The sequence below is a fragment of the Halorussus halophilus genome (assembly GCF_008831545.1).
In the GTDB taxonomy this organism is placed as follows: Archaea; Halobacteriota; Halobacteria; order Halobacteriales; family Haladaptataceae; genus Halorussus; species Halorussus halophilus.
On record NZ_CP044523.1, the window covers coordinates 420559 to 446353 of the forward strand.

Annotated in this window: 27 protein-coding genes; 22 read left to right on the plus strand and 5 right to left on the minus strand. The window is 54.2% G+C overall.

Translation table 11 applies throughout. The annotated features are described in order from the left end of the window. Positions 1-1009 precede the first annotated feature (1009 nt). The 3 genes from F7R90_RS01985 (at position 1010) to F7R90_RS22785 (ending at position 3598) form a co-directional block, all read left to right on the plus strand. Complete coding sequence (locus tag F7R90_RS01985) at positions 1010-2389, plus strand: Cdc6/Cdc18 family protein (protein WP_158055608.1); 1380 nt, start codon at positions 1010-1012, stop codon at positions 2387-2389. Between the two features lie 226 nt (positions 2390-2615). Continuing rightward, the gene (locus F7R90_RS01990) at positions 2616-3143 is read left to right on the plus strand and encodes a winged helix-turn-helix domain-containing protein (RefSeq protein WP_158055609.1); all 528 of its coding nucleotides are present in this window, start codon (positions 2616-2618) and stop codon (positions 3141-3143) included. After that, positions 3143-3598, plus strand: a complete 456-nt coding sequence (locus F7R90_RS22785; protein WP_158055610.1) for a hypothetical protein — start codon at positions 3143-3145, stop codon at positions 3596-3598. Before F7R90_RS01990 ends, F7R90_RS22785 begins: the two co-directional genes overlap by 1 nt. Positions 3599-3709: 111 nt before the next feature. On the opposite strand, the gene F7R90_RS02000 is transcribed toward F7R90_RS22785, so the two are convergent. Beyond that, the gene (locus tag F7R90_RS02000; RefSeq protein WP_158055611.1) at positions 3710-4786 is read right to left on the minus strand and encodes a hypothetical protein; all 1077 of its coding nucleotides are present in this window, start codon (positions 4784-4786) and stop codon (positions 3710-3712) included. Positions 4787-4949: 163 nt separating this feature from the next. On the opposite strand from F7R90_RS02000, the gene F7R90_RS02005 reads away from it, so the two are divergent. The 6 genes from F7R90_RS02005 (at position 4950) to F7R90_RS02030 (ending at position 8382) form a co-directional block, all read left to right on the plus strand. Next, a complete protein-coding gene (locus F7R90_RS02005; RefSeq protein ID WP_225741235.1) occupies positions 4950-5279 on the plus strand; it encodes a nucleotidyltransferase domain-containing protein in 330 nt (109 codons plus the stop codon). Next, complete coding sequence (locus tag F7R90_RS02010) at positions 5272-5667, plus strand: HEPN domain-containing protein (protein WP_158055613.1); 396 nt, start codon at positions 5272-5274, stop codon at positions 5665-5667. The genes F7R90_RS02005 and F7R90_RS02010 overlap by 8 nt, the downstream gene beginning before the upstream one ends. A gap of 360 nt (positions 5668-6027) precedes the next feature. Continuing rightward, the gene (locus F7R90_RS02015) at positions 6028-6957 is read left to right on the plus strand and encodes a transcription initiation factor IIB (RefSeq protein WP_158055614.1); all 930 of its coding nucleotides are present in this window, start codon (positions 6028-6030) and stop codon (positions 6955-6957) included. A gap of 133 nt (positions 6958-7090) precedes the next feature. Beyond that, positions 7091-7573, plus strand: a complete 483-nt coding sequence (gene mntA / locus F7R90_RS02020; protein WP_158055615.1) for a type VII toxin-antitoxin system MntA family adenylyltransferase antitoxin — start codon at positions 7091-7093, stop codon at positions 7571-7573. A gap of 181 nt (positions 7574-7754) precedes the next feature. Continuing rightward, on the plus strand, positions 7755-8027 hold the full coding sequence (locus F7R90_RS22790) for a DUF86 domain-containing protein (protein ID WP_225741304.1): 273 nt from the start codon (positions 7755-7757) through the stop codon (positions 8025-8027). A gap of 142 nt (positions 8028-8169) precedes the next feature. After that, the gene (locus F7R90_RS02030) at positions 8170-8382 is read left to right on the plus strand and encodes a hypothetical protein (RefSeq protein ID WP_158055616.1); all 213 of its coding nucleotides are present in this window, start codon (positions 8170-8172) and stop codon (positions 8380-8382) included. Positions 8383-8451: 69 nt separating this feature from the next. Here F7R90_RS02030 and F7R90_RS02035 read toward each other — a convergent pair whose 3' ends face one another. Then, positions 8452-8883 (minus strand): type II toxin-antitoxin system VapC family toxin, encoded by a 432-nt coding sequence (locus F7R90_RS02035; protein ID WP_158055617.1) that lies wholly within the window; start codon positions 8881-8883, stop codon positions 8452-8454. Beyond that, positions 8883-9149, minus strand: coding sequence for an AbrB/MazE/SpoVT family DNA-binding domain-containing protein (locus tag F7R90_RS02040; protein WP_158055618.1), 267 nt, complete (start codon positions 9147-9149; stop codon positions 8883-8885). The genes F7R90_RS02035 and F7R90_RS02040 overlap by 1 nt, the downstream gene beginning before the upstream one ends. Before the next feature lie 386 nt (positions 9150-9535). Between F7R90_RS02040 and F7R90_RS22660 the strand changes: the two genes are divergently transcribed. The 10 genes from F7R90_RS22660 to F7R90_RS02090 all read left to right on the plus strand — a co-directional run bounded on the left by F7R90_RS22660 (position 9536) and on the right by F7R90_RS02090 (position 19599). Continuing rightward, on the plus strand, positions 9536-9664 hold the full coding sequence (locus tag F7R90_RS22660; protein WP_267905104.1) for a hypothetical protein: 129 nt from the start codon (positions 9536-9538) through the stop codon (positions 9662-9664). Positions 9665-9758: 94 nt separating this feature from the next. Continuing rightward, positions 9759-10379, plus strand: a complete 621-nt coding sequence (locus F7R90_RS02050) for a DUF6735 family protein (RefSeq protein ID WP_158058814.1) — start codon at positions 9759-9761, stop codon at positions 10377-10379. A gap of 74 nt (positions 10380-10453) precedes the next feature. After that, entirely contained in the window at positions 10454-10891 is a 438-nt protein-coding gene (locus F7R90_RS02055; protein WP_158055620.1) for an SWIM zinc finger family protein, read from the plus strand. 213 nt (positions 10892-11104) lie between these two features. After that, complete coding sequence (locus F7R90_RS02060; RefSeq protein ID WP_158055621.1) at positions 11105-11521, plus strand: hypothetical protein; 417 nt, start codon at positions 11105-11107, stop codon at positions 11519-11521. 155 nt (positions 11522-11676) lie between these two features. Then, complete coding sequence (locus F7R90_RS02065) at positions 11677-12261, plus strand: hypothetical protein (protein WP_158055622.1); 585 nt, start codon at positions 11677-11679, stop codon at positions 12259-12261. Continuing rightward, positions 12258-13640, plus strand: coding sequence for a hypothetical protein (locus F7R90_RS02070; protein WP_158055623.1), 1383 nt, complete (start codon positions 12258-12260; stop codon positions 13638-13640). The genes F7R90_RS02065 and F7R90_RS02070 overlap by 4 nt, the downstream gene beginning before the upstream one ends. Further along, positions 13637-14650, plus strand: a complete 1014-nt coding sequence (locus F7R90_RS02075) for a hypothetical protein (RefSeq protein ID WP_158055624.1) — start codon at positions 13637-13639, stop codon at positions 14648-14650. The genes F7R90_RS02070 and F7R90_RS02075 overlap by 4 nt, the downstream gene beginning before the upstream one ends. Continuing rightward, complete coding sequence (locus F7R90_RS02080; RefSeq protein WP_158055625.1) at positions 14647-16572, plus strand: VirB4 family type IV secretion system protein; 1926 nt, start codon at positions 14647-14649, stop codon at positions 16570-16572. The genes F7R90_RS02075 and F7R90_RS02080 overlap by 4 nt, the downstream gene beginning before the upstream one ends. A 180-nt stretch (positions 16573-16752) precedes the next feature. Beyond that, positions 16753-18159 (plus strand): sugar transferase, encoded by a 1407-nt coding sequence (locus F7R90_RS02085; protein ID WP_158055626.1) that lies wholly within the window; start codon positions 16753-16755, stop codon positions 18157-18159. Positions 18160-18207: 48 nt separating this feature from the next. Further along, positions 18208-19599, plus strand: coding sequence for a sulfatase-like hydrolase/transferase (locus tag F7R90_RS02090; RefSeq protein ID WP_158055627.1), 1392 nt, complete (start codon positions 18208-18210; stop codon positions 19597-19599). Positions 19600-19603: 4 nt separating this feature from the next. On the opposite strand, the gene F7R90_RS02095 is transcribed toward F7R90_RS02090, so the two are convergent. Continuing rightward, on the minus strand, positions 19604-20863 hold the full coding sequence (locus F7R90_RS02095) for a glycosyltransferase family 4 protein (protein WP_158055628.1): 1260 nt from the start codon (positions 20861-20863) through the stop codon (positions 19604-19606). 136 nt (positions 20864-20999) lie between these two features. Here F7R90_RS02095 and F7R90_RS02100 point away from each other — a divergent pair, with 136 nt between their 5' ends. The 3 genes from F7R90_RS02100 (at position 21000) to F7R90_RS02110 (ending at position 24533) form a co-directional block, all read left to right on the plus strand. Further along, positions 21000-22010, plus strand: a complete 1011-nt coding sequence (locus tag F7R90_RS02100; RefSeq protein WP_158055629.1) for an NAD-dependent epimerase/dehydratase family protein — start codon at positions 21000-21002, stop codon at positions 22008-22010. Beyond that, positions 22007-23023: an NAD-dependent epimerase/dehydratase family protein gene (locus F7R90_RS02105; RefSeq protein WP_158055630.1), complete on the plus strand. Its 1017-nt coding sequence runs from the start codon at positions 22007-22009 to the stop codon at positions 23021-23023. Before F7R90_RS02100 ends, F7R90_RS02105 begins: the two co-directional genes overlap by 4 nt. 64 nt (positions 23024-23087) lie before the next feature. Continuing rightward, positions 23088-24533, plus strand: coding sequence for a sulfatase-like hydrolase/transferase (locus F7R90_RS02110; RefSeq protein ID WP_158055631.1), 1446 nt, complete (start codon positions 23088-23090; stop codon positions 24531-24533). Positions 24534-24542: 9 nt separating this feature from the next. Here the strand turns inward: F7R90_RS02110 and F7R90_RS02115 are convergent, their stop codons facing one another. Beyond that, positions 24543-25754 (minus strand): glycosyltransferase, encoded by a 1212-nt coding sequence (locus F7R90_RS02115; RefSeq protein WP_158055632.1) that lies wholly within the window; start codon positions 25752-25754, stop codon positions 24543-24545. Positions 25755-25795 lie beyond the last annotated feature (41 nt).

The following is a 25795-nucleotide window of genomic DNA, read 5'->3' on the forward strand; positions in this document are numbered from 1 at the left end:
CTGCCAGACCGACCCTGACCCCGCCGCCCCACCCTCCGCTCCGTGCTCGCGTTGCTGCGCGCGCAGCCACGACCTCAGAAGCTAATATTTCGCCGGAAATGGGCGGTGCTTGGTATTCTATCTTCTACATTGAGGATGCTTCGTCTTGGAAGGTACTCCTCGTTCTGACACCCCCACACCGGATTTCAGATGAAATCGGTTCCACGGGAAGGGGAGAAATGAGTCAAATGCTGGAAGCCCACGAAGCTTGTCCGGTGGACTCGTTGATCCGGTATCTTAGAACGATAGTATTCATTTCAAGTTGAGACGAGCTGGCTCACCCGCGTTATTATATATTTATCTATATCGGTAAAGTAGTAGTAATAGATTACCGGAGAAGTGCACTCAACCGACTCCACGACGATAAAAGGCATCCATCTCTGCAGCATTTATAAGAGTAGTTGGCGCGACAGAAACAGTCAAAGGTCCGAACGTTATCGTCTTCGACACACCGGTTTTCAAATGAAATCCTTGTTCGAACCGCTTAGACGAGAAATTTTTTGCATCTGGGGAGTTCGACAGTTGTATTTCAGACTAAAATTCGTCTCGGAATCATGGCACAATTCAATTGAAATCCGGTGTGGGGGTGGTGAACGAATTCAGTGTTTTGCTGGAGTATGATTTCATTCGAAACCTGGTGTGGGTCTGTTTTACTACCAGATTGGTCGCGTCTACTTTCCTGTATAATCATAAGGGGACGTCCGATTCCAGACAACATCCTGCAGATATTTCATTTGAACTACGGTGTCGAACCTTCGAACCTCCGCCCACCCCGATATCGATCTCCAAAATCATTTGAAAGATGGTGTTCTTCAACACCGATTTCATTTGAAGAACGGTGTATATCCTATTCGAAGACTGCGAATTATCCGTTTTAGGCATCTGGGAATATACAAGATTCCACGTTTTCGATCACTCTACCGTGCGCAGATAAGAAAGAACTAAGACGATTTCATTTGAAACATGGCTTATGACCACAGACTCGGACCCACAAACCCTCGGTGAATACGCTACCAACCGTGGGGCCGTCTCCTATTCACGAACTGAACAGCGGGATGACCCACTCTCAGTTCTTGACGAAGAAGACCCGATATTTGCCGATGAAAGCCTCCTCCGTATCGACCACATTCCAAACCAAGACAAAATTGTTGGTCGAAATCAGCAAATTGAAACGGTTGCTCGCCGCCTCAAACCGACACTCAATGGTGGGTCAGGGAAAGGAACACTTCTGTTGGGTAAGTCCGGATCTGGAAAGACGCTCGTCACACGATACGTAAGTCGAGAAGTCGACCAGCGAGCAACAGAGAACGACACTCGAATTGGTCGTGCAATTGTTGACTGTGGCCAACGCCGCTCGGAAACCCAGACAGTCATTACTCTCGCAAAATCACTCAACGACCCTAGCCAAACTGGGGTTTCAGTCCCCTCGTCTGGCATTGCCACTGGTGCATACTACGACCGACTGTGGAAGATAATAGACGACCTCTACGATGCCGTGATCGTGGTCCTCGACGAAATTGATCGCCTTGCCCCCAACGAGAATGTGGATCAACCGATCCCGCCAGAAGAAGCCGACGACAGCAAACTCTTGATGCAACTTTCGCGTGCTGGTGAGGAAGTCGATATCGACGCTGGCATGACGGTTATCGGTATTAGTAACGATCTCAAATACGGTGATCGGCTCGATACGCGTGTGGAAAGTTCGTTCTCGCCGGACGAAATTGTGTTTCCAGCCTACGACGCGAACCAACTTGGCGATATTCTGCGCCGTCGACGAGACGCCTACCGTGATGGAGTACTTGCCGACGATGTAATTCCACTCTGTTCTGCTTTCTCCGCGCAAGAACATGGCGATGCGCGACGGGCAATCGACCTATTCCGGCTCGCTGGTGAAATTGCCCGCGACGAAGACGCCGCGAAAGTGACCGAACCACACGTCCGATCAGCAAACGACGACGCCGAAGTAACTCGTATTCGGGACTTAATCCGTGGCTGTCCAACGCAGGCGAAAATTGCCATTGCCGCGCTCGCTGCGATGGACGAGTTCACCGACCAGTCATACTTCCGTGCGACTGAGATGTATCGTGTCTATCGAGCGTTCGCGGAGTCAATTGATGCAGACGTTCTCGGCCAGAAGCGAATCACTGACCAGCTTCGAGAGTATGAAACGCTGAAAATCATCGACATGGAGAGAACGAGCGATGGATACCGTGAAGGCACATATCTAAAACTCTCATTGCTTGACGATTCCAGTTTGATTCTGCAGTCTGTTGGTCTCGATAGTCGATTAGAGCAGATTCCGATCGGCAGTGGAATGAAACAGGAAATCGCACGGCTTGTTGAGTCCTAACTCGTTCGTCAGAGCGAACGCCAGCCGACGAAATAAAAAGACTTCGTTCTAGCAATTATCTAACTCGGGATTTCACTAATTAAATGAATGCACGTATAGGTAGCTGTGTCAGTGACCCACGACCGAAATCGTGGGCTTCCTCCTTGTATTCGTGTGAGAAGACCCCTATATCACATATATTTGCGGGGGCGGAAGATATATTGAGCATAACTACGTATAGTCAAGCATGACTGACTTCGACCCAGCCCCGGAACCCGATGCCTCTCAGCAACAGTGGTCGGAAGGGACCGACACGTTTGGTCGTGTCTATGACGTGGCTCTTGGAATCACGTCGCTCACCGCGTACACGGATATTGCAGAGCTTGCGGACTGCTCACCGAACGCTGCAAAAAAGCATCTTGACCGCCTTGCCGAGATGGGAGTCGTTCGGGCAGACCGAGACAGCCGTCCCACCCAGTACCAACGAAACGAGGGCTATCTCGAATGGCAAGACGCGAGTCGAATTGCCGATGAACTCACTATCGAAGAGATAATCGACCGTGTGAAAGCTCTCGAACAACAACGCAAGGAGTACGAAACCCAGTTCGAGACGACAGACCCAACGGAAGTATCCGTGTTCGACCACGAAGACCATGAGACCATCCACGAACGGATGACTGCGGTCAGCGAGTGGCAGGGTGTGATTCGAGATATCCGACTCTACGAACTCGCCCGCCAACTCTCGCAAAACGAAGGCCACCTAATTCCAGCGTAATGAGTCCGCCAGAAGACGAGTCGGCGTCTCCTGCAACCGGGCCACCGGACCGCCAAACGCTGCAACTGCTCGAACGCCAGTTAGCTTCGGACTCACGTATTGCTGAGACTGAATTCGATCCAGATTCCTACGAACCACGACTCCTCCATGCAACGCTTGATGCTGAGCGCTATCCGGACTCCATAGCTATCGCTCGACTCGATATCCGGTGGTTCACGACCGACGATTTCTCAATCCACTACATCGAGAACCACGATGCTGCCGGTACGGACACGTGGGAGTGTCGCTGGGACCGCCATCCGAATACGCACAACGCACGGCTCCATTTTCACCGACCACCAGATGCAGAGAAAATCACTGACCTTTCGCTGTCTTCGCTGCATCCACTCGACGTGTACTCGACCGTCCTGACCGCAATCGAACAGCGTATCGAGACACTATGGTCAACTCAATGACCCGGTTGCACGAAGGAGTATTCTCGCATCTCGCGGACGCTCGCTACGGCGAACAGTGTTGCTGTGGAACCCATCCGCGATGGAATCCCGGAACAATCGTTGTTTCCGCAACTAGGAGAGATGTTGCCAAATCTCAGTGGGGTTTGTCTCGTTCAGCTCGGCATTTGTCCGCATTTTGCGGAGTTCTGCGATACACCGTTTAGCGACTAGCGGATACACGTCTGCAGGTGTGAACGCCACCTCAAGCCCCATAAGCGCCGGCCAGTTCTCGGCCCAGATGTCTTCGACGACTCGCGGGTAGAGATCATCGTTCAGATGAAGCCCGAATTCGTAGTCTTCTTCGACAACCATCGTTCGGACCTGTTTGCGAATCCGTGCTGGCGTACAGTAGGTCGCAACGACGTATTCCGCGCCTGACTCGGCCTCTTCGGGACGCTGACCGAACTGCTCGCGGTTCAACTCTTTGAATTGCTCGCGCACCACTTTCACGCGACGGTTACGGGCAGTGCTTCGCACGACAACACCCTCCACCTGCACGTCACCTGCCAGTGTCGAGGATGGAAACGTGTACGACTCCGGATCGAATTGCTCGACATTGCGGCTGAGAATCGACCCTGGAACGAACGAAAGCTCGGTCGGCGCATTCTCGACTTGGATGCGCTCGAATACGTCCCACGCTGTGTCGGTGTCCAGAAACCCATCGAACGTCTCTTCGTACGGATTCCCAGGTGGTGTCATCGTCTCAACTGCCGTGTATGGCAGGACGTCGAACCCGACGAGTGCCGGAAGGTCAGTGTCTGTGTACCCGTAATCGAGCGTCGAGTACACGAGGTTCTCGGCATAGACGATTAGCGGACAGTCGAATTCGTCGTGGAATGCTCTGAGCGCGGTGGTGTCGATTCCCTCGCGGAGACACCGGACTGCGCGGTGAAGGGCACCATCGATCGATTCGAGTGGGTCGTGGTGCGAGCCCCGAATCGTCTTTCGCGTCCCGAACACGAGACTCCCATCCCCGTTGGCAGCTGTCTCGACCTGTTCTGGGTAGTGGTCCGCGTATCGGTCCTCGTAGAGTGTGAATCGAAATGCACTCCCATCGAATTTCTCGACAAGAGTCAGGTCGTCTGCGTCAAAGAACGTCGACGGGACGACGGGATGGTCAAACCGTGGAATTTTCGGATAAACTTTCATAGTTCGATTAAACTACCTCGGCAAGGCTTTATTAATAATATTTGCAATAGTGGCTAGATCGATAAATTTGACGCCCCTCGTCGAGACTACTGATGTCCAAGTCTCTGTGCCTGCGACCTGGAGGAAGCCGAACCTTTAGATGACTTCCGACGTACATAGCAGTATGACCAGTTCTGACTCCTCGATACACGAACAAGCGGCTGAGGCATTTGCAACGGCTGCTACAGAAGAATATGGGGGCAAAATTAAGGATCTAATCGTTTTCGGCAGCACTATCCGAGATGAAACTCGTGGGATGGATTCGGATGTCGATATTTTCGTTGTCGTTACTGACGATACAATCACTGATGGCCTACGAGACCTCGCGTACGACATCCAACTTGAATATACGGTCGTAGTTTCAGTACATATCCAAACGACTGAGCGGTTCAACGAACGACAGGACCATCCGTTCATCAAGCATGTGATGACTGAAGGACGCTCGTATGCCTGATCCTGACTACGTTACTGAAGAACTCGAACAAGCCAGCACAGCACTTGCTGATGCGGAAATTCTCGAAGACGGCAAGGGATCTGACACTGCGGTAGTGAATCGACTGTATTATGCGTGCTTTCACGCTGCACAAGCAGTACTCTACGCGAAAGGGTTCGATCCTACGTCTCATCGTGGGGTTTCAACTCTGTTTGGCAAAGAAGTCGTGCTCAAAGAGGAGGTTCCACGAGACGACGGCCGATTTCTGAGCGAGTTGTGGGACTACCGCGAACAGGCAGACTACGGTTATGACACGCTTGACGTGGATCTCACCACACTCCGTGCTCGAACAGAAACCTTTGTTGCCCGAATGAGTGACCTCGTTGGCGAACTCGAAGACGAAGAGTAGTTTGCTGACGTATCATGCGACAGTGCAATCTATACTGTCTCGTTGCTCTGCTTGCTGACTCTTCTCGGTGTCGCGCCTTCATGTTTTCTGCCTTCCTCCCAGTTGCCCCCTTGGCGCGAATTATTGGATTTGGACACACTATAGTTTCGTACGATATTCAGATCACTGTGTTCAGACAACTGAATACTACATCAGCTAATTCGAGGTATCTTCTGACAACTACGTCGCGCTAAGAGGTGTTGCGTTCTCTCTCACGTTACAGTCCTCGTCGATAGAGAGCGACCACGGCGATTTTATGAGCCCCACAAGGGGTGAGGGCTTCGTCTAGGTGGCGCTGTCCTCGGAGAAGTTCTGAGAGCCATGTCGAAGAGTGATATCTACGAGACGACGTTCGACGAAGACGTACCGCGCGAATCGACCAACCAGTGTCCCGAATGTGATGGCCGTGTCACGACGAACGCAGTCGAAACGGTCTGTGAGGATTGCGGACTCGTGATCAAAGAGAACCAGATAGACCGTGGTCCGGAGTGGCGGTCGTTTGAGGACGACGACCACACTCGTGCTCGGACTGGCGCGCCGTTGACTGCGACGCGCCACGACCGTGGGCTTGCGACGACAATCGGGTATGGAACCGATGGGAACGGAAACGCGCTCTCCGGGCGAAAACGTGGGCGGTTCGCGCGACTGCGCCGTGAACAGAGTCGCGGCCGTTTTCAATCGACAGCCGACCGCATCCTCGCCCACGGCCTTGGCGAGGTTCGTCGCATCACGAGCGCACTCGGTCTATCTAAGCAGATCCGTGAGCAAGCGTGTACGCTATTCCGGCGTGCACAGAACGAAGACCTCCTGAAGGGCCGGTCGGTCGAAGCAATCGCAACGGCGAGCGTCCACGGCACCGCTCGTTGTAACGGTCTCTCTCGAACACTTGGGGAAGTCGTTGCTGTGTCGCGGGTCGACCAATCGAGCGTCCGGAACGCCTACAAGGTATTGAATACGGAGCTCGGACTGCCTACAAAGCCGGTGACGCCGAGCGACTTCGTTCCACGGTTCGCCTCGGCGCTCGACGTTTCCGACGAAATACAAAGGCGTGCGCTACTGTTCGCAGACACTGCAGAGAGCGCAGAGATTACGGTTGGTGTGCAACCGTCAGGCTTCGCTGCGGCGTGCTTATACAAGGCGAGCAACGAACGAGGGCTGTTACTCACCCAGTCGCGAGTAGCTGAAGTCGCTGATACCTCCCCGGTGACGATCCGAGCGCACTGTGAGTCACTTGAAGAAGTCGATGGTTGAAATAGATCCGAGTAGACAGACCCGAGAAAGTCATGCTATCCATGCCGAATCCACCAGATTTGACCCTTCCACTCATCCCGCTGCCGTTCTTCCGACTGAGTTTTTATGTGGCTCGAGAACATGGTTTCGACTAATGAGGACCGTGGAGACAGCTGGGTTCAGTAAGGGATTCCCTGTGGAGAGACTGCAGCGCGTTCTTCGGGACCACCCTGTGCAACTTGCTCTTCTCTTCGGTTCACACGCTACCGCAACTACACATTCCCAAAGCGACGTTGACATCGCAGTTGAGTTCGATTCGGCCGAACCCGACGACTCAAAATACAACGACATGTTCTTCGCATTGAGTGCGGAGCTCAGCGAAGCACTGGAGACTGATCAGATAGATTTAGTTGATCTCCACACTGCGTCACCGGACGTTGTAGCGTCTGTCTTCGAACATGGTATCTTACTCGTTGGTGATCCGGAGCATGCTGAGAATCTTCAACACTCTCTCACACCAACTTCCAAAAGCCAGTCGCCACGTGAGCGCTTCGACGCCGCACTCGCAAAAATCGACCAGCATCTTAGCGGCGACTCTGCTGTTTCAGCGGTCGAAGGTTCGAACAAAGAGCGATGACTTCGAACGGCTTTCCGGCAGACCGTCTCAATCGTATTCTAGCCGCAGTCGAAACCATCGAGGAGAGCCTTGGTATCCTCGCCAGCAAACAACAACTCAGCCGTGACCGATACAAAGCCGACCCAGAAACGCGTGATATCGTCGAACGTCGATTCGTCAAGATGACCAAGCAGCGATCGATATCGGCGAAGAACTCGCGAAACACGAACGAGGACAGTCGCCACCGAGCAATCCAAAGTCAATGCGTATACTAGGAGAAATTGGTGTTCTCTCACCGACAACAGCCGAACAGATGACGCAGGCTGCTCGGTTTCGGAACGTCCTTTCGCATACCTACGGTCAGATCATCGATCACGGAATGGTGTATAACGCGCTTCAAGATCTTGAACGCTATCGAACATTCGTTCTTGAAGTTCGCGATTACCTTGACGACATCGGCGCAATACCGGACTGAACACTATTCTGTTAGGCTCGTTTCACCGACTGAGCTGTGTGATGTCAAGTCGGGTCTCATAGATTGCACCTCCGGTAATGAGAAGCCACGACCGACTAGTTCTGTTTGTGGTCGCCTCCAGCAGGAGTGGAGGCGACAAGTAATGGGTCACTCACCAAATCCTGACGACGAATCGAACGGTCTCTCACCCGAACAGCGACTTGAACCGCCGAATATTCGACTTATCGAACCCGGTATCACGACTATTCGGGACATGGAGACGTTGCGGGCCTGCGTCGCCTACGAGAACGCAAACCAACAACGGATGCAGGTACTTCGGAAATTGGAGGAACAGGCCAGAGCAATTCGTTCCTAGGAGGACTGAGACGAGTCCTATGTGAGTTAACTAAGAAAAGACCCGACAGACGGTACAGTCCGAGGCGATTTACTTGAAGGGGTTATCGGCGACTTCCAGACGTGTGACGTTATCAAGTACGTCGAAGTCGTCATCAAACGAATAGAGATATTCGATGTTCTCGCGCTCCATATATGCCGCGATGGTTGCATCACCGAACGCAAGATTGTCGTAGGTTTCGAATAGTTCGACAGCGTGATGGAAGTCCTTTTGAGCCGAGTGGACAAGTTCGAATCCCGCCGAATTTGAGAGTCGTTGTCGAAGGTCTACCGCGATGTCGTGACGGTGACGCTCGTGAATCCAATTCAGAGTTTCGACTAAAACGTAGTTCGTCACCCGACCAGTGGGAAGAGTGCCGCTATCGATGGCCTGTACGATAGTTTCAGCCCGTTCGTGACGTTCGCCGAGCCCGGTGTTTTTGTAATCAATGAGGATATTGGAATCGATGACCGAAACTGCCATCAGCTATCCTCCATAGACTCGGGCTCATATCCTGCGAGGTCGTGGGTTTCGAGACTGTCCTCGCCGAGGTCAGCCTTCAAATCATCCTCGGCGAACGCCCCGTATCGCTGTCGGACAATCTCGACGCTTAGTTTCCCGTCGTCCTCAACATCCCAGCGAAGCTTATCGCCAGCTTCGATGTCAAGCCGATGTCGGAGTGACGCCGGAATCGTGACCATTCCTCGGTCGCTGACTTTTGTTTCCTCAGGAGTGTCCTCAGTTGCCATGTTTGCTAGTACAGACCTCGACACCATACATGTTGCGCCACATGTGCCTCGTCCTATGAAAAGTGTGTTCTACAAGTCGGCTCCTCTCGCTCTCTTTCGTTTGTGTACCTGCGGTTTATTTTGCGCCTGCAGGGGTGCAGGCGCAATCGAAATGGGCCTGCGCTGAGGCCAGATATGACCCAAAAACGCATTCAGAGAGAGGCGACTGAGCGAGAGCTCAAACGATTGCTTGCAAAACACGCTGTGGCTGGGTTGCCCGAATTGGTTCTGGCCGAATTGCTTCGCGATTACGCAACGACCATCGAGACCATCGGGTACATCTCGCGAACGTGGTCCATGCCCACTTCTGATAAGTAACGATGATAGCACTCTTTCTCCAGCGGCTTATGAGCGGTGGTACCTCAAATACGGAGTTCGTCTACGAGTGTCGCCGCTGTGGCACCACGGTCGATGCCCAGAGCGAGGAGTGTCCGTACTGTGGCCCAGCCGACATCGTCGAGTACGAGATTCCCTGACGACAGTCGCTGATTGTCAGGTCACTTCTTCCGCGGGGAAGTTTTTCTGGCCCCCGAGGGGTGCGGGGCTTTCGGAGTCCCGTACGTGATTACAATGGGACATCGCGCTCTTGTTGCATACGAACGACCGGACGAGTTGTACAACCTCCACTATTCGCACAACGGTGGACTCAACCTTCGACTGAGACACGCCATCACCCGTGAGACGCCCCTTGGCGGAGAGGAGTCGATGCGGAGACGGGAACTGTTCTGTACGCAACTAACTGGTGACCGCAGGCCCACTGTAGCCCAGGGTTCCGTAGACTGTACTCGACCGAGGACACCAGTCGATATCACACCGCTTGCGAGCGAACTGACCCTTGAAGCAATTCTCACGGAGCAACTGAATTACGCCAACCACGAAGCGTTCTACGTCGTCTCACGCGAATTCGACGTAACTGCGTACCGAACGCACTGGTTTGGACTCCACCATGTCGCCGACACCGCCGAACAGAGTCCCTTGCACGGCAACGGGGCGATTCGAACGGTTCGCTGGTACGACGGCGACCCTGTCGGCGACGGCTTTGCTCGCGGCGAGTTCAAGGCGCTCAAACGAGTCGTCGCAGACTTGCTCGACCGCGACGTATTTTCTCAGGAGCAAGCCATCCAGTATTTAGAAGCGAAACTCCGAGCGTGGACTAACGACCACTGCGAGCTCGTTGTGCGAACTCCCTAGCATCCCGCAGGCCAGTTTTATCGGCCTCTGATGGCCGAGAGGCCACGACACAATCGAGCTTCTCAGACTGACTTATGACGACGAATCCACTTGAGCAGCTAGACGTAACGAATCGCACACTCAAACGAGCGCAGTACGAGGCGCTAACGTTCAGTCTCGCCTCGGATGGCATTCAGGTTCGGAACAACAGTCACGCGACTCCCAGCGAACACGTGTACCTCGTTGAAGTCACGGACGGCGTGCCAACGTCGTGTACGTGTCCTGCCGACGAACAGTACAGTGGTGCGTGCAAACACCGGATTGCGGTGGCGATTCGCCGGCCCATCCTCGATGTGGTTGCACGACAGCAGTTGGTTGCAGACGGCGGCGTCGAGACGCGGCCACAGACACGCTCAGAGACTGAGAGTGATGAGAAGAGAGACTGGGACTGTGATTGTGCGGACCTGCCGGACGATTTCCCGTGTTGGGAGTGTTATCGGCGGGGAGAACGCGAATTGCCGTCGAATATCTGATAGTGAATCCGATACTTATGGCACTATTCATTTTCTTCGATTACTCTATAGCAACTATTTGAAAACGGTATCTGATTTCTCTCTTCAATATTTCAATGTGGACGGGAAGATTTTTATAGAGTTGTTGCTCTGGACAGAGTCGCAGTAAGCCTGCCATGTCATGCGACGTTCGAAAAGCGTCGCGTCAGCGGACAGGATGCTGCGTACGAAACCATGAATTCACTCGAATACTGGACCGCAACAGTCGAAGCGTACTATCGAACATTCATCGCACGCCGCGACTCACAACTCCGCCTGCTCGCACTCTCGATAATGGGCGTGAGCCTGCTCGCGGTCGCTCCCGCAAGCGCACAGTCCTCCGGTACAGCATTTTGCCAGACGAACATGGCAGGCACCGTCCGGAACCTCTTTACAGTCATTCAGTTCGGCGGCCCGCTCATTGGTGGCGTCCTCACACTTGGTGCCACCGTCTTCATGCCGATAGTCCGCCGAGCAGACCTCAAGAAAGAGCTGAAAGAAATCCGCAACCAGGGGTTCGTTTGGGGCGTCATTGTCGCCCCACTCGGCACATCCATCATTCAGTTCGCGCTCAACAACATCGTCGTTGGGGGAGCAAGTTACAGCTTCTGAGATATTTCCTCGGAAGTCTCTGTGTCCTCAATCTCGTCGCCGGAGCGCCAGCCACAGCAACGACACTTCCAGCACGGCAACCACCCGATTCTGACCACGCTGGTAACAACTCCACCCAGAACACACACTGGGCTGACGACACGGACACCCCGCCGGTGAATCGGTCGAACCGGACGACGATTTCCCTTCGTGAATTCGCAAATCGGACCAACGTTTCGATTGCGGCGTCACCGACGGCTGTCGAACGACGGCATCGTAGCACCGAAACGGCCTATTCAGACCTCGCTGGGAACACGTCGAAGCAGCCGACGAACGCGACACTCACAAACGACCGAGACGAGGGCAACGTCACGCTCCGCGTCGTCAACCAGACCGACGAAACGGTCACTGTCGAAGTCCACTTGACAGACACAGCAACGGGCGACCCCATCAACACGACGGAGCGCAGTGGCTCCATCGTTCTTGACGGCAGGCGAGTGAACACTTCTGAGAACGGCACGGTCGTCACGACGGTCGCGCGAACGAATGGTGGTCTCTCGGCGCGCTACGACCCCGGGCAGGGGCAACAGTCCACGAGGTACGTCGGTGACAGCGACACGATGTACGTCCAGAGCGCAGGCTCGGACCTCCTATCCGTGCTGTATCGCATCGGTGTCTTCGTCGCCATCTACTTCGCCGGCATGGTTATTGTCGGTCGATTCACCGGTTGGCATCTCTGGCCACCATGGAGGGGGCTGTGACGCGACTCCAAGACACGCTCCACAGAGGCGGGGGCACGCTGCGGGAATCGCTTCAGTCTTGGACTGCCTTGCTGATGCCGCTCGCCGTGATCAGTGGCTTGTCTCTCGCCGTACACCCTGCACTCGCCCAAAGTGAGGGCGGCGGAACCAGTGGCAGTGGCGGTGGCGACGGCGGAAGTTCGCTCGGCGACGTCATCGTCTGGGCGATTCAAGAGGCCCTGCGAGTCCTGTTTAGCCCAATCGAGGGCCTCATCCAACAGCACGCGGACGCGCTCGTTGCAATCGCCGTCGAGACACCGTATCCTAACGCAGTGTTCCGCGCCCCGACGAACGGAGCGTGGCCACAACTCTACGAGTACTACTGGAACGCCATCATCCCGGCTTCACTGTTTCTGTACGCGCTCGCAATCGCTCTCGTCATCTTCCTCGAATCGACGAGCTACCTCTTCAGCAACTACCATCAGACGAAACTCAAGAAACGAGCCTTTTCGGGCTTGCTTGGTATCTTGTCGTGGTGGTGGATCGATGCACTCGCTCGCCAATTGGTGAGCGAACTCACCGTGTTCTTGGTGCCAGACCTCTCGCAGGTGTCGTTATTCCAGACGCTGTCCTTCAGTTCGATGGGCGTGCTCGGACTCGTCCTTTCACTTGGTGTGGACTTCGGGCTGTTCGTCCTCGTCGCGCTCATCTACTTCCTCCGGCAAGTCGTCCTCTACCTCTTCACGCTCGTGATGCCGCTGTTGATCGTGTTCTGGATTCCCGGCGTCGGGCCATTCACGATGGTGTCTCGGCTTATGAAGCGACTGGCGGGGTTCTACGTGCCGTTCCTGTTCATGACCGTGCCGGTCGCAGTCTTGTTCCGCCTCGGCGAACTCTTGGGGTCGAATTTCGGCCTCTCGATGGGCGGCCTTGGCGCATGGCTGACCGCGCTCGTCATTCCTATCGTCGCCGTGTTGTCGCCGCTCGTCCTGTTCTGGCAGGCCGGCGCGATATTCTTCATGGCCGACCGCATGGGCCGCCATGCCTCTGTGAACCGCGCGAAAGGCCGACTCGGCACGGCGCGAGAACACGGCCAGCAACTCACGCATGGCAGTCGAAACTTCGCCCGTGGACTGCGCGACAGTCCGCCCGTCAATCAGGATGGGCAGACGATGCTCGGGTCAGGCAATTCCCGTGCCCACGCGCTGAGTTCGCGGGTCAAATCCACGGGAACAGCAATCCAAGACAAAGTGACCGATGGCGGGAGTTCGCCTTCGAGTCAGTCGTCTCAGACAGGGTCTAGTAGTCGTGACGTCACGTTCACCAACTTGCGGTCTGACGAGCAGTCGAATCGTTCTGCGAACACGCCTGAATCGACAGACAGAGATACGAAAGAATGAGTCAACACGATCCAACGAAACGAATTCCGAAATCACTTGGCACAGACTCGAAACTGTTCGGCCGGTACACCCTTACGGACCTGTCGGTCGCACTCCTGCCCGGCGTGCTCGTCTTGCTCGTGATGCAGGTCGTGTTGCCTGCGTCGCTCACCATCGCGGGCTATCGCGTCCAGACACTCACACTCCCCATCGCAGGCCTCGCAATCGCGTTCGGTGGCCTGTTCGTCTTCCTCACGCCATCCTATGCGTCGAGTGTCGATTGGCTTGAGACGTTCGCGCGGTTCCACACGAGTTCGACCGAGCACAACCACGAACAGGCAAAACAGTACACACAGGTTGAGCGCGTCCACCCGGAGCGTGATGCAATCGAGCGAACTGACGGCACCTTCATCGGACTGGTGCAGGTCAACCCACCGACGATGGCACTCGCAACTGACGAGGAATGGCAGGCGAAAGCCAGTGCATTCCGTGATTTCCTGAACACCACCGTCGAGTTCCCCATCCAAATCTATTCGACGACACAATCGTTCCCTGTCGAGGAGTACCTCAACCGGTATAGATCGCGACTGAACGACCGCGACGTGCAATCGAATCCGCAACTCGCGGCACTCATCGAACACTATACTGGGTGGTACGAAGCGGAACTCGACGAGCGCCAGATGACCATCCGTGACCACTACGTTGTGGTCACGGTCGCACCACGTGAGGTGCAGTTCGAACGCGAGAGTCTCAGTCAAAAACTCACCGACCTCCCCATTGTCGGGTTACTCGTCCAGGTGTGGTTCGGCCCGCATCCTGCAGTCCAACAGGAACAGCTGGCGGAGACGTTGGACGAGCGTCTACGGCAAGTCCAATCGGGTCTGCGCGAGATAGACGACTGTAACGCACGGCGCGTCGACGCCACCGATGCCAGCCAACTAATCGGCGAGTTCTGGGCGGGCGACGCCCGCGAGTACGGCGATATGGCGTCCGCCCTCCGAACCAACCCCTTCGTTCGAGGTAAGTCATGATTCGAGAACACCTTCCTTTCTGGAACAATAGCACGACGAATAGCGAGTCAATCGAGAACTCTGAGCGTCCACCCGTGGACTACGAGAATGAGTCGAGCGACCTCGATACGATTCCGGACATCCACCAGACCGTCGTGTCGCCGTCGAGTATCGAGGAGCGACCGAGCGCCGTCCGCACAGGACCGAGTTGGGCACAGACGCTGTGGGTTGGTGAGTATCCGGATGCACCGCGTGACGGCCTCTTCGAATCGCTGTACTCCACCCCCGAAACCCGCAATACCGATCTCTCGCTGCATCTCGACCCACGGGAGACACGCGCAACCCTCGATGCGCTCGAAAACAAAATCGAAGACCTCGAAGCCGACCACGAGTACCTCTCGGAGAAACGCCGTGCAGGCGCGCGTGGCGTGAAAAAAGACCTCGAAGATTATCAGGAGATGTACGACGTCCTCCGGAACACACCAACGACGGCGTTCGACGTCTCGATGTATCTCGCGACGCACAGTGGGACAGAGACCGACCTCGGGACGGACGCAGTCAGCAGTACTGCACGGCGGTCGCCAACGAATCTGACGCCAGTGACGCCGCGCTGGTCGCAACTGGAAACGCTCATCTCGGGCAGTCCCGTGGGCGTCGATAAGTTGAACGAGACGATGGACACCCAAACACCGATGCTAAGCGGTGCTGTTGGCGCGATGTTCCCGTTCGTATCCGGGGCGTTCGCCGAACCCGGCATCGAATATGGGACGTATGCGCTCAACGAGAGCCCGCTGATTCTGGACCGCTTCGAACGAGAGACAGGCTACTGTATGATGGTCGTCGGGAAACTCGGGGCGGGCAAATCGTTCTCGACGAAACTCAACGTCACGCGGCGCGCGATGTACGACGAGGATTCGGTCATCGTGATGCTTGACCCCTTAGCTGGGTTCGCTGGCGTGAACAACACGCTCGGTGGCGAACGCGTGACTGTCGGCGGGACGCGCGGATTCAATCCCCTTGAACTGAAGGCGACACCCGATTCGGTGCTTGCGGAGGTTCCGGACTTGGACCCGTGGGGCGAGCAAATTGCGTGGGTGCTCACGTTCTTCGAGACGTTCTTCGAACATGTCGCCACCAACCCGCTGGGCGACCGCAAGCAGACGCTTCGCCGTGCGATTCAGGAAACCTACGAACGCCAGGGCATCACGCGTGACCCCGCGACGCACAACCTGGACTCGCCGACGGTGCGGGACGTCATCGAAGTGCTCGAAGACCTGCTTGACGACCCCGAAGTGTTCGGGTACGTCACTGCTGGTGAACAGGACAGCGTTCGCGGGGATGCCCAATCGCTGTTGAAGGACCTTCGGCCATCCTTCCGCGCTGGTGGTGACCTCGCTAATCTTGCGCGCCAGACTGAGTTCGACCTCGACTCAAAGGTCATCTATCTGGACCTCCATCAGGAGGAGGGGACGCGCGGTCGGACAGAGACGAGCCTGATGATGCAGGTGTTGTTCAATGCGGTCTACGAGAGGGCGAAACAGACTGACAAGCGAGTCGTGTTCGTCATCGACGAAGCACACTACCTGATGAACGACACAACCTCACTTGAGTTCTTAGAGACTGCCGTACGGCATAGTCGCCACTACGACCTCTCGATCCAGTTCATCACCCAAACGGGTGGCGAGTTCGCGTTGACGCCCGAAGCGCGGACAATTGCGAATCTCTGTTCGGTGACGCTCATCCATCGCGTAAGAGAGGAAGCCGAGAAACTCGGTGAGTGGTTCGATCTGAGTGATCGCGAGGTGAACTGGGTGCGAACAGCTAAAGCCGGAAATGAGGAAGATGGGTACTCTGAGGCGTTGCTCGGTATTGACGAGGAAGGATGGTTCCCACTTCGCGTTCGTGCAAGTGAGTTCGAAGCAGATGTGATTGGTGAAAACTAATCGTATCTGCTCGCTTGACGACCTCAATCCAATGTAGCGATTGGACTCGGTCTACTGCGAGCTGTTGGGTAACCACTGGAACGTCCCATCTCCGTTACAACGCAATCATTTCTTAGAAATAGATAATGGTGAAAATCAGGTCATAGGATTTAAATTGTATCACTGTTCTGTGTATCGTAGATGGTTTCGGGACACCGGTATCGAATTACGAGCGTGGCCGGGACGGTCGGCGTGACCACACTCTCGTTGTTGGTCGCCAACACGCCTGCCGTCCAGTCGACACTGACCACGCTCGTGCCGGTGTTCCGACGACTTCCAGCAACATCGTTATACGGGGATTCGTACGTCCTCGCACTTGCGACGACGCTATTCGTTGTTTGTGCCAGTCTCGTCCCACTGTTCAAACCTCGCCCTCGGCGGATTCTTGACGCGATACTTATTACGCACAAACGAGTCGTCCTCGCTGGGGTTGCGCTGGCCGCTATCGGCTACTTTGACTACACGTATCGACTGCCCCGCTCGACGCTCGTGTTGACGATGCTGGGCTTGCTGGTAACGCTTCCCGCGTGGTTCGTCGTCATTCGACGCCGACCATCAAGTGAATGTTGTGCCGTCGTCGTCGGTGACGACCCCGAGGAGATACTCGCAGTAATCGAGGCCACCGACATACCTGTTGTTGGATACGTCTCACCGCCAAGCCCATACTACTCATCAGATGAATCTCAGCTTGGCCAGCCTGCTGTCACCGCCGGTGGTGGGAAGTCTCCACTGAATGATCTCGACTGTCTAGGCGGACTTTCACGATTGGATGAAGTGCTCGTCGAACACGATGTCGATACTGCATTGCTCGCGTTCGCTACACCAGATCGTGCGGAGTTCTTTGGCGCGCTAGACGCCTGCTATGAGCACGGTGTCGAAGCAAAGGTACATCGCAACTATACAAATGACGTATTGACTGTCTCCACTAGTAATCAGGGGGTGCTCGTCGATATCGATCTTGAACCCTGGGACTGGCAGGATTACGTGTTCAAACGCGTATTTGACGTGATGTTCGCTGTCGTCGGGTTGTTCGCGTTCGCACCGGCACTGGCTGTCATCGCAGTGGCAGTAAAACTCGATAGCCCTGGACCAGTATTCTATAGTCAAAAGCGGACTGCAGAATTTGGCGAGACGTTTGAAGTGTACAAGTTCCGGAGCATGGTTCCTGAAGGCGAATCGGTAGTACCAAGCGAAGACGACCAGAACGACCGAATCACGCGTATTGGTAGTATTCTGCGGCGAACTCACTTGGACGAGCTGCCTCAACTATGGGCGATACTGACCGGTGAAATGAGCGTCGTCGGTCCCCGAGCGGTCTGGACTGACGAGGAGATTTTGCTCGAAGAAACCGCCGACGCGTGGCGTAAGCGGTGGTTTGTCAAACCTGGGTTGACGGGATTAGCTCAAATTCACGGTGCAAAGAGTACAGACCCTGAAGTGAAACTCCGGTACGACCTAGAGTATATTCAGCACCAATCTTTTTGGTTTGACGTGAAAATCGTAATCCGGCAAGTCTGGCAGGTCTTGTGCTCACTTACGAGAATTTAGGGAAACGAAAGAGAAAAACACTAATTGTACCGCTCAAAGACCACCGTTATGAGCGACGAACCGAACGTGTTTGTTCTTTCGGCTGACTCTCTTAGCCAAAAGTATTTTTCCGAGTTTCTTCCGGAGTTAGCTGACCTCGTCGATGGTGTTGCTTTCACCGATGCGATTGCTACAGCTTCGGATACTAATTCGGCAATGCCGGGATTGGCAGCAAGTGTTTATTCCGATACTGTCCCAGGATGGGGACTACCGGATGAAGACTCGCCGACGACGATTGCAGAAAAACTCTCAGACAGTGGATATAGTTGCGGTCTATGGACTGACAACTACCTTTTTGGGAAGGAATATAACTACGCTGCTGGCTTCACAGCGGGAAATCTTGGAGCACCGACTTGGAAGAAAAAACTTGTAAATGTTATCCGTGAAAGTCCATTCGAACCTACACTGAGTCTTGCTGAATGGGCGTATTTCAACGTTTTCTCGGACATAAAAGGGAAAATTGCATCCGAAGAGTCATTCTATCGAACTGCCGCAGACCTACATACAGAAGGACTAGAATGGCTTCAGAAAACTAGTGATCATCCGGTGTTCTGCTGGATTCACTATATGGATACACATCATCCATATGAGCCGCCGAACGACTACTTCGAATCAATGTCATTCAACGGCAACTGGAGTCGTTCGAAGCTTGGTGAGTTCACTCGAACCGTCATCAAGTCAAACGGAGAAGGGTTCTCCGACTCTGAGATTGATGACGTCAGAAAGGCCTACACGGCGTGCTGTCGTTACCTTTTCGACGAAGTTCACGAATTCATCCAGCAACTAATTCAAGAAGGCCATTTCGATCCAGAAAAAGACGTTCTCGCTTTCACAGCAGACCACGGAGAGTGCCTTAGTCCCAAAGAGTACAGGATGATGGGACACGTACCTCCCGCATTCTGGGAAGAGATAGTTAATGTACCACTACTCATCAGCAGACCTGACTGGGATCACGGAACCGTTGATGGTCAGGTGAGTACACTGGACTTGATGCCAACGCTACTTGATGCAGTCGGAATAGAATCTCCAAATTCAGTAGAAGGCATTCCACGCCAAGAGCCGGATGATGCTATCGTTGAGCATGCCGAATTTGTATCGGAGTGGCAAGCAACTGACTGGGATTCTCGTCAGACGTACCGTGGTATTCGTACAGATACAGATTGGAAGTTATTTGGTGCTCATCTCGATGGGGACGATACAGGAGTTATCACTCAGCGTTCGACTAACGGAAGGGAAGAGGAACTTTATTCTGGAAATACCGCTCCTAAAGGCGACTTAGGAAATCGCTGGGGTGAACTTTCATCTCAGTTTGAGCGTGGTAGCATTTTGGGAACCAACGAGAAGATCGACACAGACGAATCCATTGAGGATCACCTACGGGATCTTGGTTACGTCGAATAGTCTACTAGTGGTTGACCTTCGACAGGCAGTCTTGGTATTGGCTGATAGACCGCTGCTTATTGAACTTCTGATCAAAGACCTTTCGAGCTCTTTCTCCCATCTCCTTGACTAAGTCCGGATTATCCAGCCACTGCATAATTGCGGATACAATTTGATCGGGGGATTCTGGATCCACCCGAATACCACAATCAGTCCGTTCGACAACCTGACCAATCTCAGAGTCTGGTTTCGAGATTGCTAGAACTGCTTGGCCGCTGGCGAGTGCAGTGTAGAACTTGCTCGAAACGCAGAGTCCTTCAACGCCTTCCTCCATAGTTACGAGTGCAATGTCGCCGGATGTTAGTGAGTCAGGAAGGGCGTCTTTAGGCTGGTACGGGAGAAACGAAACCGTATTCAAACCGTAGTCGTCGACCATATCCTTTAATATTGGTTTTTTACCGCCTTCACCGATAAAGAGGAATTTAAGTTTATCAGGATGCATTTTCTCAAGGATTTTTGCGGCATCAATAACACTCTCTAAATCATGGTGAAGGCCTAGGTTTCCAGAGTATAGAACTGTTGTTGGTTCTACAAGGTCGTTTTCCTTTGAAAATTCATTCTTTGACTTCTTCTGAGGTTGGATAAACTCACCGTCTTCCCAGTTGTGAATAACCGTCACATCGCACTCCTCACCGTACTTCTCTATAAGTGTCTCTTCCATAGTTTCACCGATAGTTATCACTTCGTCAGCTTGGCTATATGCGCGATAATTGAGCCAATCCCAGAATCGATAAACAAATCCACTTTCTGATAAATATCCTAATTGAACTGCCATGTCTGGATAGAGGTCGTACACGACTGGAACGTATTGATAACCTCGGAGATTCTTAACTAGCCATCCGAGAATGGGCAGAAAGGGTGGTGCAGTCGGAAGTAAGAGAAGACGTTTTTCTCTATCAAGCAGGAGTGAGACAAACGCGCTAATAAAAAATGAAATGTCATTTAGAAGTCGATACTTTGTCCCTTCATTTTTATTAAACCTAGTTGACAATATTCGGCGAATTGAAACGCCCTTGTGAACCTCTTTCCTTGGTTCCGTACGCTCTCTGTCTGACGAAGAATATGCAGGTTGCGCAGTCAATACATCCACATCCACATCACGTTCAGCGAGACCAGTTGCCAGTTCAGTTAATATTGCAGAATTAGCAGATGTATCCGGATAAAAGAATTGCGTTACTAATCTTACTCGAAGTCTTTCTGCTGGACTACTGGATTCGTTGGTCATAGTTACTCCCCAATAGAAACTCACCTCATAATAAACAACTGAATACGGTCTGTGGATGCTAACTCTATTGACCACGGTTCGATAGCAGTTAGGAGAAAAGCACAGGAATTAGGTACCCTAATGAGAGGGGAAATATATGGACTGGAAAGAAGCCAGAGTCCTCGTAACAGGTGGTGCCGGATTCATCGGTAGCCACCTCAGTGAACGCCTCCTTGAACTCGGTTGTGAGGTTGTCGTTGCAGACGACTTCTCGCGCGGTTCTCCGGACAAGATCGAACATCTTCTCGACGACATCGAACTCCGAACAGTCGATTTGACGACCCACAAAGGTTGTGTCGAGGCGACCGAAGGCGTCGACCACGTCTTCCATCTTGCGGCGACCGTCGGCGGAATTCACTACATCAAGCGCGAAAATGTCGGCGGCCTCACTCCGAGTGTGTTGATGAACCAGAACATGCTCGAAGCGGCCCGAATCAACGACGTGGACCGATTCCTCTTTGCGTCCAGCGCGTGCATTTACCGTCAGCAACACGACGACCTCAATCGATTCAGTGAAGACCAAGCGATTCCGGCCGACCCGCATAGTACGTACGGGTGGGCGAAGGTCCTCGGCGAGGTTGCCTGTCAGGCCTATCACGATGACTGCGATCTTGAAACGTCGATGGTCCGGATTTTCAACTGCTATGGAACGCGAGAGAGTCTTGATCCGGACAGTAGCCACGTCATCCCGTCGCTGTGCCGGAAGGTCATCGAGGAACCGGATGGTGGGTCTATCGAACTGTTCGGTGACGGAACTCAAGAGCGCGGATTCATCTACGTCACCGACCTCGTCGAAGGAATGATCCGTGCCATCGAAGCGAAGTCCGATGGCGAACCGATCAACCTCGGGAACGGCGACGAGGTGGTCAGTATGAACGAACTCGCAGAAACCATCATCGACATCAGTGGCAAAGACATCTCAATCGAACACGATCTCTCGAAACCGACAGGTACGGACAAGTACGCTGCCGACGATACGAAAATGAAAGACGCACTCGACTGGGAACCGACGGTAAGACTCGAAATCGGAGTCAAAGAGGTCTATGACTGGGCGACCGACGAACTGGACGCCGAGAAGGCAGCTTCCAAGGCAGGTGAGGCACAATGAGCTTCGACGGAGAGAACGTCCTCGTCACGGGTGGCGCGTCGTTCATCGGCAGTCATCTCGTCGAGGACCTCGTTGCAGAGGGTGCAAACGTCAGAGTTGCAGACGACTTCTCCAGCGGGACGACGGAGAACCTCGGGGCAGTGCGAAACCAAATCGAAATCGCGGACGGCAACCTCAAGCAATGGGAGTTCGCCGACGAAGCCACGAAAGATATCGATCGTGTCTTCCACCTCGCGGCCGACCACGGTGGTCGCGGGTACATCTCGAACTACCCGGCAAACTGTGCCACCAACATGGCGCTGGACAACATCGTGTTCGAGACTGCAGTTGAGAACGGTGTCGACAAGATCACGTTTGCATCCAGTGCGTGTACCTACCCGACCGACATCCAGCAGGAGAAGCGACGCCTCCAAGAAGACATGGTGAGCTTCGACGAACGCGGCGGGGCGTACGCAGACGAAGCCTATGGATGGGCGAAACTCATGGGCGAACGTTCACTGCAGGCGTTCCACGAACAGTACGGCGTGGACACAAGCGCGGTTCGAATTTTCACCGCGTACGGTCCACGCGAAAACGAGACGCACGCTATCGTTGCGCTCATCGCTAAGGCCTACGCGGAACAAGACCCGTATCAGATTTGGGGCGACGGCGAACAAACCCGCAACTTCACCTACGTCTCCGACATCGTGAGCGCGCTTATGCTCGCCAACGAGAACATTTCGGACGGGACACCGGTCAACGCTGGGATTCCGGAGTACATCTCCATCAACGAAGTAGCCGAAGCCATCTTCGACTACCTCGATTGGGAACCTGAAGAAGTCAACCGCATGACCGACAAGCCAGTTGGGGTTCGCCATCGGGCCGCCGACACGACCCGGGCCGAGGAACTACTCGGCTGGGAACCAGAGTACAGTCTCCAGGACGGGATGGCCGAGACCATCGACTGGTACGCCGAGAACCGGGAGAAGGAGTACGTCCAGGAGAATCTACAGACGCTGCTGCACGAGCGGTGACGGTCCGCCCACTTCGGATACGGAGATAATAAGAGCTTTTTTTGGGCAACTAAGACGGTAAGACATGAATGTCCTCGTCTACGTCTTGGATGCGCTCCGCGCAGATCATCTCTCCTGTTACGGGTATGAGCGTGAAACGTCACCTAATATCGATAGGTTAGCCGACGAAGGTATCGTGTTCGAGCAGTGTTTTACCCCCGCGACTTGGACCCGTCCCGTTGCTGGCTCGATTCTCTCGGGGTCGTATCCCCCGACACACGGAACCCAAACGAGACACGATACTTTCCACCCGCACGTTCCATCGCTCGCAGAACAGTTTCGGACGGCAGGATTCGAGACAGTAGGGATTACCACGATGGGTAACGTCTCGTCTGCGGTCGGATTCGACGCCGGGTTCGACGAGTTTTACGACCTCTACAAGGACGAACAGGTCATCGCTGAGCGACGTACTTCCACAGTTAGCGAAGAAGAACTCACCGAAGAGGACGTAGAAAAAGTCGCGTTGCCACGCGCCGAGGATATCAACGACATCTTCGAGCGATGGCTCGGCGAACGTGACGGCGACGATCCTTTTTTTGCGTTTGCGTGGTCTATCGAACCCCACATACCGTACGACCCCCCCGAAGGGTTCCGGGAGTACGTCGCCTCGGACTACGACGGGCCAGTCGATGGCGAGCGTGAGTGCCTAAAGCAAGTTGAGACAGCGGCAGATTTGAACCAATTGAAGGGACTCTACGATGGCGAAATAGCCTACAACGACGCCTGTCTCGGAGAACTACTCGACCACCTTCGAGACGCCGATATCTTGGACGAGACACTGGTCGTCGTCGTCGGCGACCACGGCGAAGCGTTCAACGAACACGGCCGTCTCACCCATGGGCACGCGCCGTACGACGAGCTAATGCACGTCCCGTTCGTGGTACGAGCGCCAGACGGAGCGAACGGCTTTCGGGCACAGGATTTGTGTAGCTTGATAGACATGTATCCGACAGTACTAGAGTACGCTACGGACGGGAGTGTCTCATTGGAGAACGTTCAAGGTTCGTCACTAGCGGATGCTCTTGCCGGAACCCCGACCGATGTACACGACTACGTATTCGCCAAGACTGACACGTACGACATGCAAAACACGTTCTACGGCGTCAGGTCGGATACGTGGAAATACATCGACGTGGAAACGCCCGACAAAGGCGGGCGAAATCTACTCGAACTCGTGAAATACGTCTTCGAGAAAGGAGTCCTCACGGACATTCTACGGAACCCGCGGTACTATCTCAATCGGTATCGGTACTCCGAAACGGAGTTTCTGTACAACCTCCTCGAAGATCCAGAGGAACGGACGAACCTCGTGGAGGTCGACCCCGACCGTCACGCCCGATTCGAGGACCTACTCGAAGCGTGGCATGAAGACTGTGTGAGGATTCGAGAGCAGTCTGCCGAAAATCGGACCGAGGTCGAGATCGACGACGCCACACTCGAACAGTTACAGCAGTTGGGCTACAGCGAATAGTTGGTGGTTCTACTCGGTAGTGGGGTTCGCTAGCGTCTCGTAGATACCGGCATACGCCGCATAATTACTGTACATATCGAATCGTTCGGCGAACCGGTCTCTCGGCATGTCCGACGTGTCCGTAACTGCGCTGGTCACGGCGTCGGCAAACGCCGTCGAATCCTCGCGGTCGACGAGGTAACACCCCGGCAAGTCCTTGAAAGCGCCAGCGATTCCAGTCACGTCCGAGGCAACTATCGGGGTCTGCATGGCACACGATTCTTGTAAAATACGGGGGACACCCTCACTCTCGGGTTCCGAAAGAAGCACGACGGCGTTGGCGGCGGCGAGCAAGTCAGGAACGTCTTCGAAGGGAACTCGCTTGGAATGGAGGACGACTCGTTCGCTAACGTCTCGTTGAAGCTCACGGAACTGACGTTCAAACGCTTCGTTGCGGAACTCTCCGACGAAGGCAAGCATCACGTCGTCCGGGAGTTCGTCATCTGCCGCCGCGATGAGTTCCAGTACCTTGTCGGGACCTTTCTCCGGGAGAAGTTTTGCGAGATAGAGCGCGATGCTGTTACCAGCGAGAGCAGAGTCACCGAACAGTTCGGTTAATTTGTCGCCGCTATCTGTAGTCTCCGGATCGAACAACTCGAAATCGACACCAGTCGGGCGTGTCGTGAATCCTGGATTGACGCCGAAAGTCTCTTTAACGAAATCTACCTGATAGGTTGCTTTCGTGATAACGTGGTCGGTGTTCACGAGAACGAAGCTGGTCATCGCTCGAAGGATACGGTAGTTGATTGAGGGGCGAAGTGAATCGCTCTTTTCTGCAATCGCCTTGTATCGGGGCTCTTTGAGACCGCGAACGCTTACGACGAGTGGGACCGAAAACAGACGGCTGACGACGACGCCAGCTATCCCCCCGAGTGCGTAGTCAAGTGCATGGATTACTGGTGGAAGAGACCCTCGAACCCAGAGATACGTCATCACGAGAATAGCCTGCACGACGTGAAGGGGAAACACGATCGGCTTGATCCATCCGGGTTCAACGAACGATCCTCGACTCGGGAGGAGATCGTAGACGATGACCCCCTTGCGTTGGGCGAGTCGATCGACTTCTGCTGGAGGCTTTGGGCGAATTACCACGAGTTCTTCGACGCTTTCTGCGATGGCCTCGACCCGCTCATCGAACGTCGTCGGCCAACCGTTGAGTTTCAGGATGAGTGCTTTGACCATGTCTAAGACGAACTGTGAGGAACTTCGTATATACAGTAATC

What these genes read in the sequence shown, in the direction of transcription:
- F7R90_RS02105 (WP_158055630.1), top strand. Translation starts at nt 22,007, where the DNA reads ATGAGCTTCGACGGAGAGAACGTCCTCGTCACGGGTGGCGCGTCGTTC.
- F7R90_RS02040 (WP_158055618.1), bottom strand. Translation starts at nt 9,149, where the DNA reads ATGGCAACTGAGGACACTCCTGAGGAAACAAAAGTCAGCGACCGAGGA.
- mntA (WP_158055615.1), top strand. Translation starts at nt 7,091, where the DNA reads ATGAGGACCGTGGAGACAGCTGGGTTCAGTAAGGGATTCCCTGTGGAG.
- F7R90_RS02095 (WP_158055628.1), bottom strand. Translation starts at nt 20,863, where the DNA reads ATGACCAACGAATCCAGTAGTCCAGCAGAAAGACTTCGAGTAAGATTA.
- F7R90_RS02010 (WP_158055613.1), top strand. Translation starts at nt 5,272, where the DNA reads ATGCCTGATCCTGACTACGTTACTGAAGAACTCGAACAAGCCAGCACA.
- F7R90_RS02000 (WP_158055611.1), bottom strand. Translation starts at nt 4,786, where the DNA reads ATGAAAGTTTATCCGAAAATTCCACGGTTTGACCATCCCGTCGTCCCG.
- F7R90_RS02015 (WP_158055614.1), top strand. Translation starts at nt 6,028, where the DNA reads ATGTCGAAGAGTGATATCTACGAGACGACGTTCGACGAAGACGTACCG.
- F7R90_RS22785 (WP_158055610.1), top strand. Translation starts at nt 3,143, where the DNA reads ATGAGTCCGCCAGAAGACGAGTCGGCGTCTCCTGCAACCGGGCCACCG.
- F7R90_RS02090 (WP_158055627.1), top strand. Translation starts at nt 18,208, where the DNA reads ATGAGCGACGAACCGAACGTGTTTGTTCTTTCGGCTGACTCTCTTAGC.
- F7R90_RS02110 (WP_158055631.1), top strand. Translation starts at nt 23,088, where the DNA reads ATGAATGTCCTCGTCTACGTCTTGGATGCGCTCCGCGCAGATCATCTC.
- F7R90_RS02115 (WP_158055632.1), bottom strand. Translation starts at nt 25,754, where the DNA reads ATGGTCAAAGCACTCATCCTGAAACTCAACGGTTGGCCGACGACGTTC.
- F7R90_RS02030 (WP_158055616.1), top strand. Translation starts at nt 8,170, where the DNA reads ATGGGTCACTCACCAAATCCTGACGACGAATCGAACGGTCTCTCACCC.
- F7R90_RS02035 (WP_158055617.1), bottom strand. Translation starts at nt 8,883, where the DNA reads ATGGCAGTTTCGGTCATCGATTCCAATATCCTCATTGATTACAAAAAC.
- F7R90_RS02085 (WP_158055626.1), top strand. Translation starts at nt 16,753, where the DNA reads ATGGTTTCGGGACACCGGTATCGAATTACGAGCGTGGCCGGGACGGTC.
- F7R90_RS01985 (WP_158055608.1), top strand. Translation starts at nt 1,010, where the DNA reads ATGACCACAGACTCGGACCCACAAACCCTCGGTGAATACGCTACCAAC.
- F7R90_RS02075 (WP_158055624.1), top strand. Translation starts at nt 13,637, where the DNA reads ATGAGTCAACACGATCCAACGAAACGAATTCCGAAATCACTTGGCACA.
- F7R90_RS02055 (WP_158055620.1), top strand. Translation starts at nt 10,454, where the DNA reads ATGACGACGAATCCACTTGAGCAGCTAGACGTAACGAATCGCACACTC.
- F7R90_RS02080 (WP_158055625.1), top strand. Translation starts at nt 14,647, where the DNA reads ATGATTCGAGAACACCTTCCTTTCTGGAACAATAGCACGACGAATAGC.
- F7R90_RS02100 (WP_158055629.1), top strand. Translation starts at nt 21,000, where the DNA reads ATGGACTGGAAAGAAGCCAGAGTCCTCGTAACAGGTGGTGCCGGATTC.
- F7R90_RS02060 (WP_158055621.1), top strand. Translation starts at nt 11,105, where the DNA reads ATGAATTCACTCGAATACTGGACCGCAACAGTCGAAGCGTACTATCGA.
- F7R90_RS02050 (WP_158058814.1), top strand. Translation starts at nt 9,759, where the DNA reads ATGGGACATCGCGCTCTTGTTGCATACGAACGACCGGACGAGTTGTAC.
- F7R90_RS22660 (WP_267905104.1), top strand. Translation starts at nt 9,536, where the DNA reads ATGAGCGGTGGTACCTCAAATACGGAGTTCGTCTACGAGTGTCGCCGC.
- F7R90_RS02005 (WP_225741235.1), top strand. Translation starts at nt 4,950, where the DNA reads ATGACCAGTTCTGACTCCTCGATACACGAACAAGCGGCTGAGGCATTT.
- F7R90_RS01990 (WP_158055609.1), top strand. Translation starts at nt 2,616, where the DNA reads ATGACTGACTTCGACCCAGCCCCGGAACCCGATGCCTCTCAGCAACAG.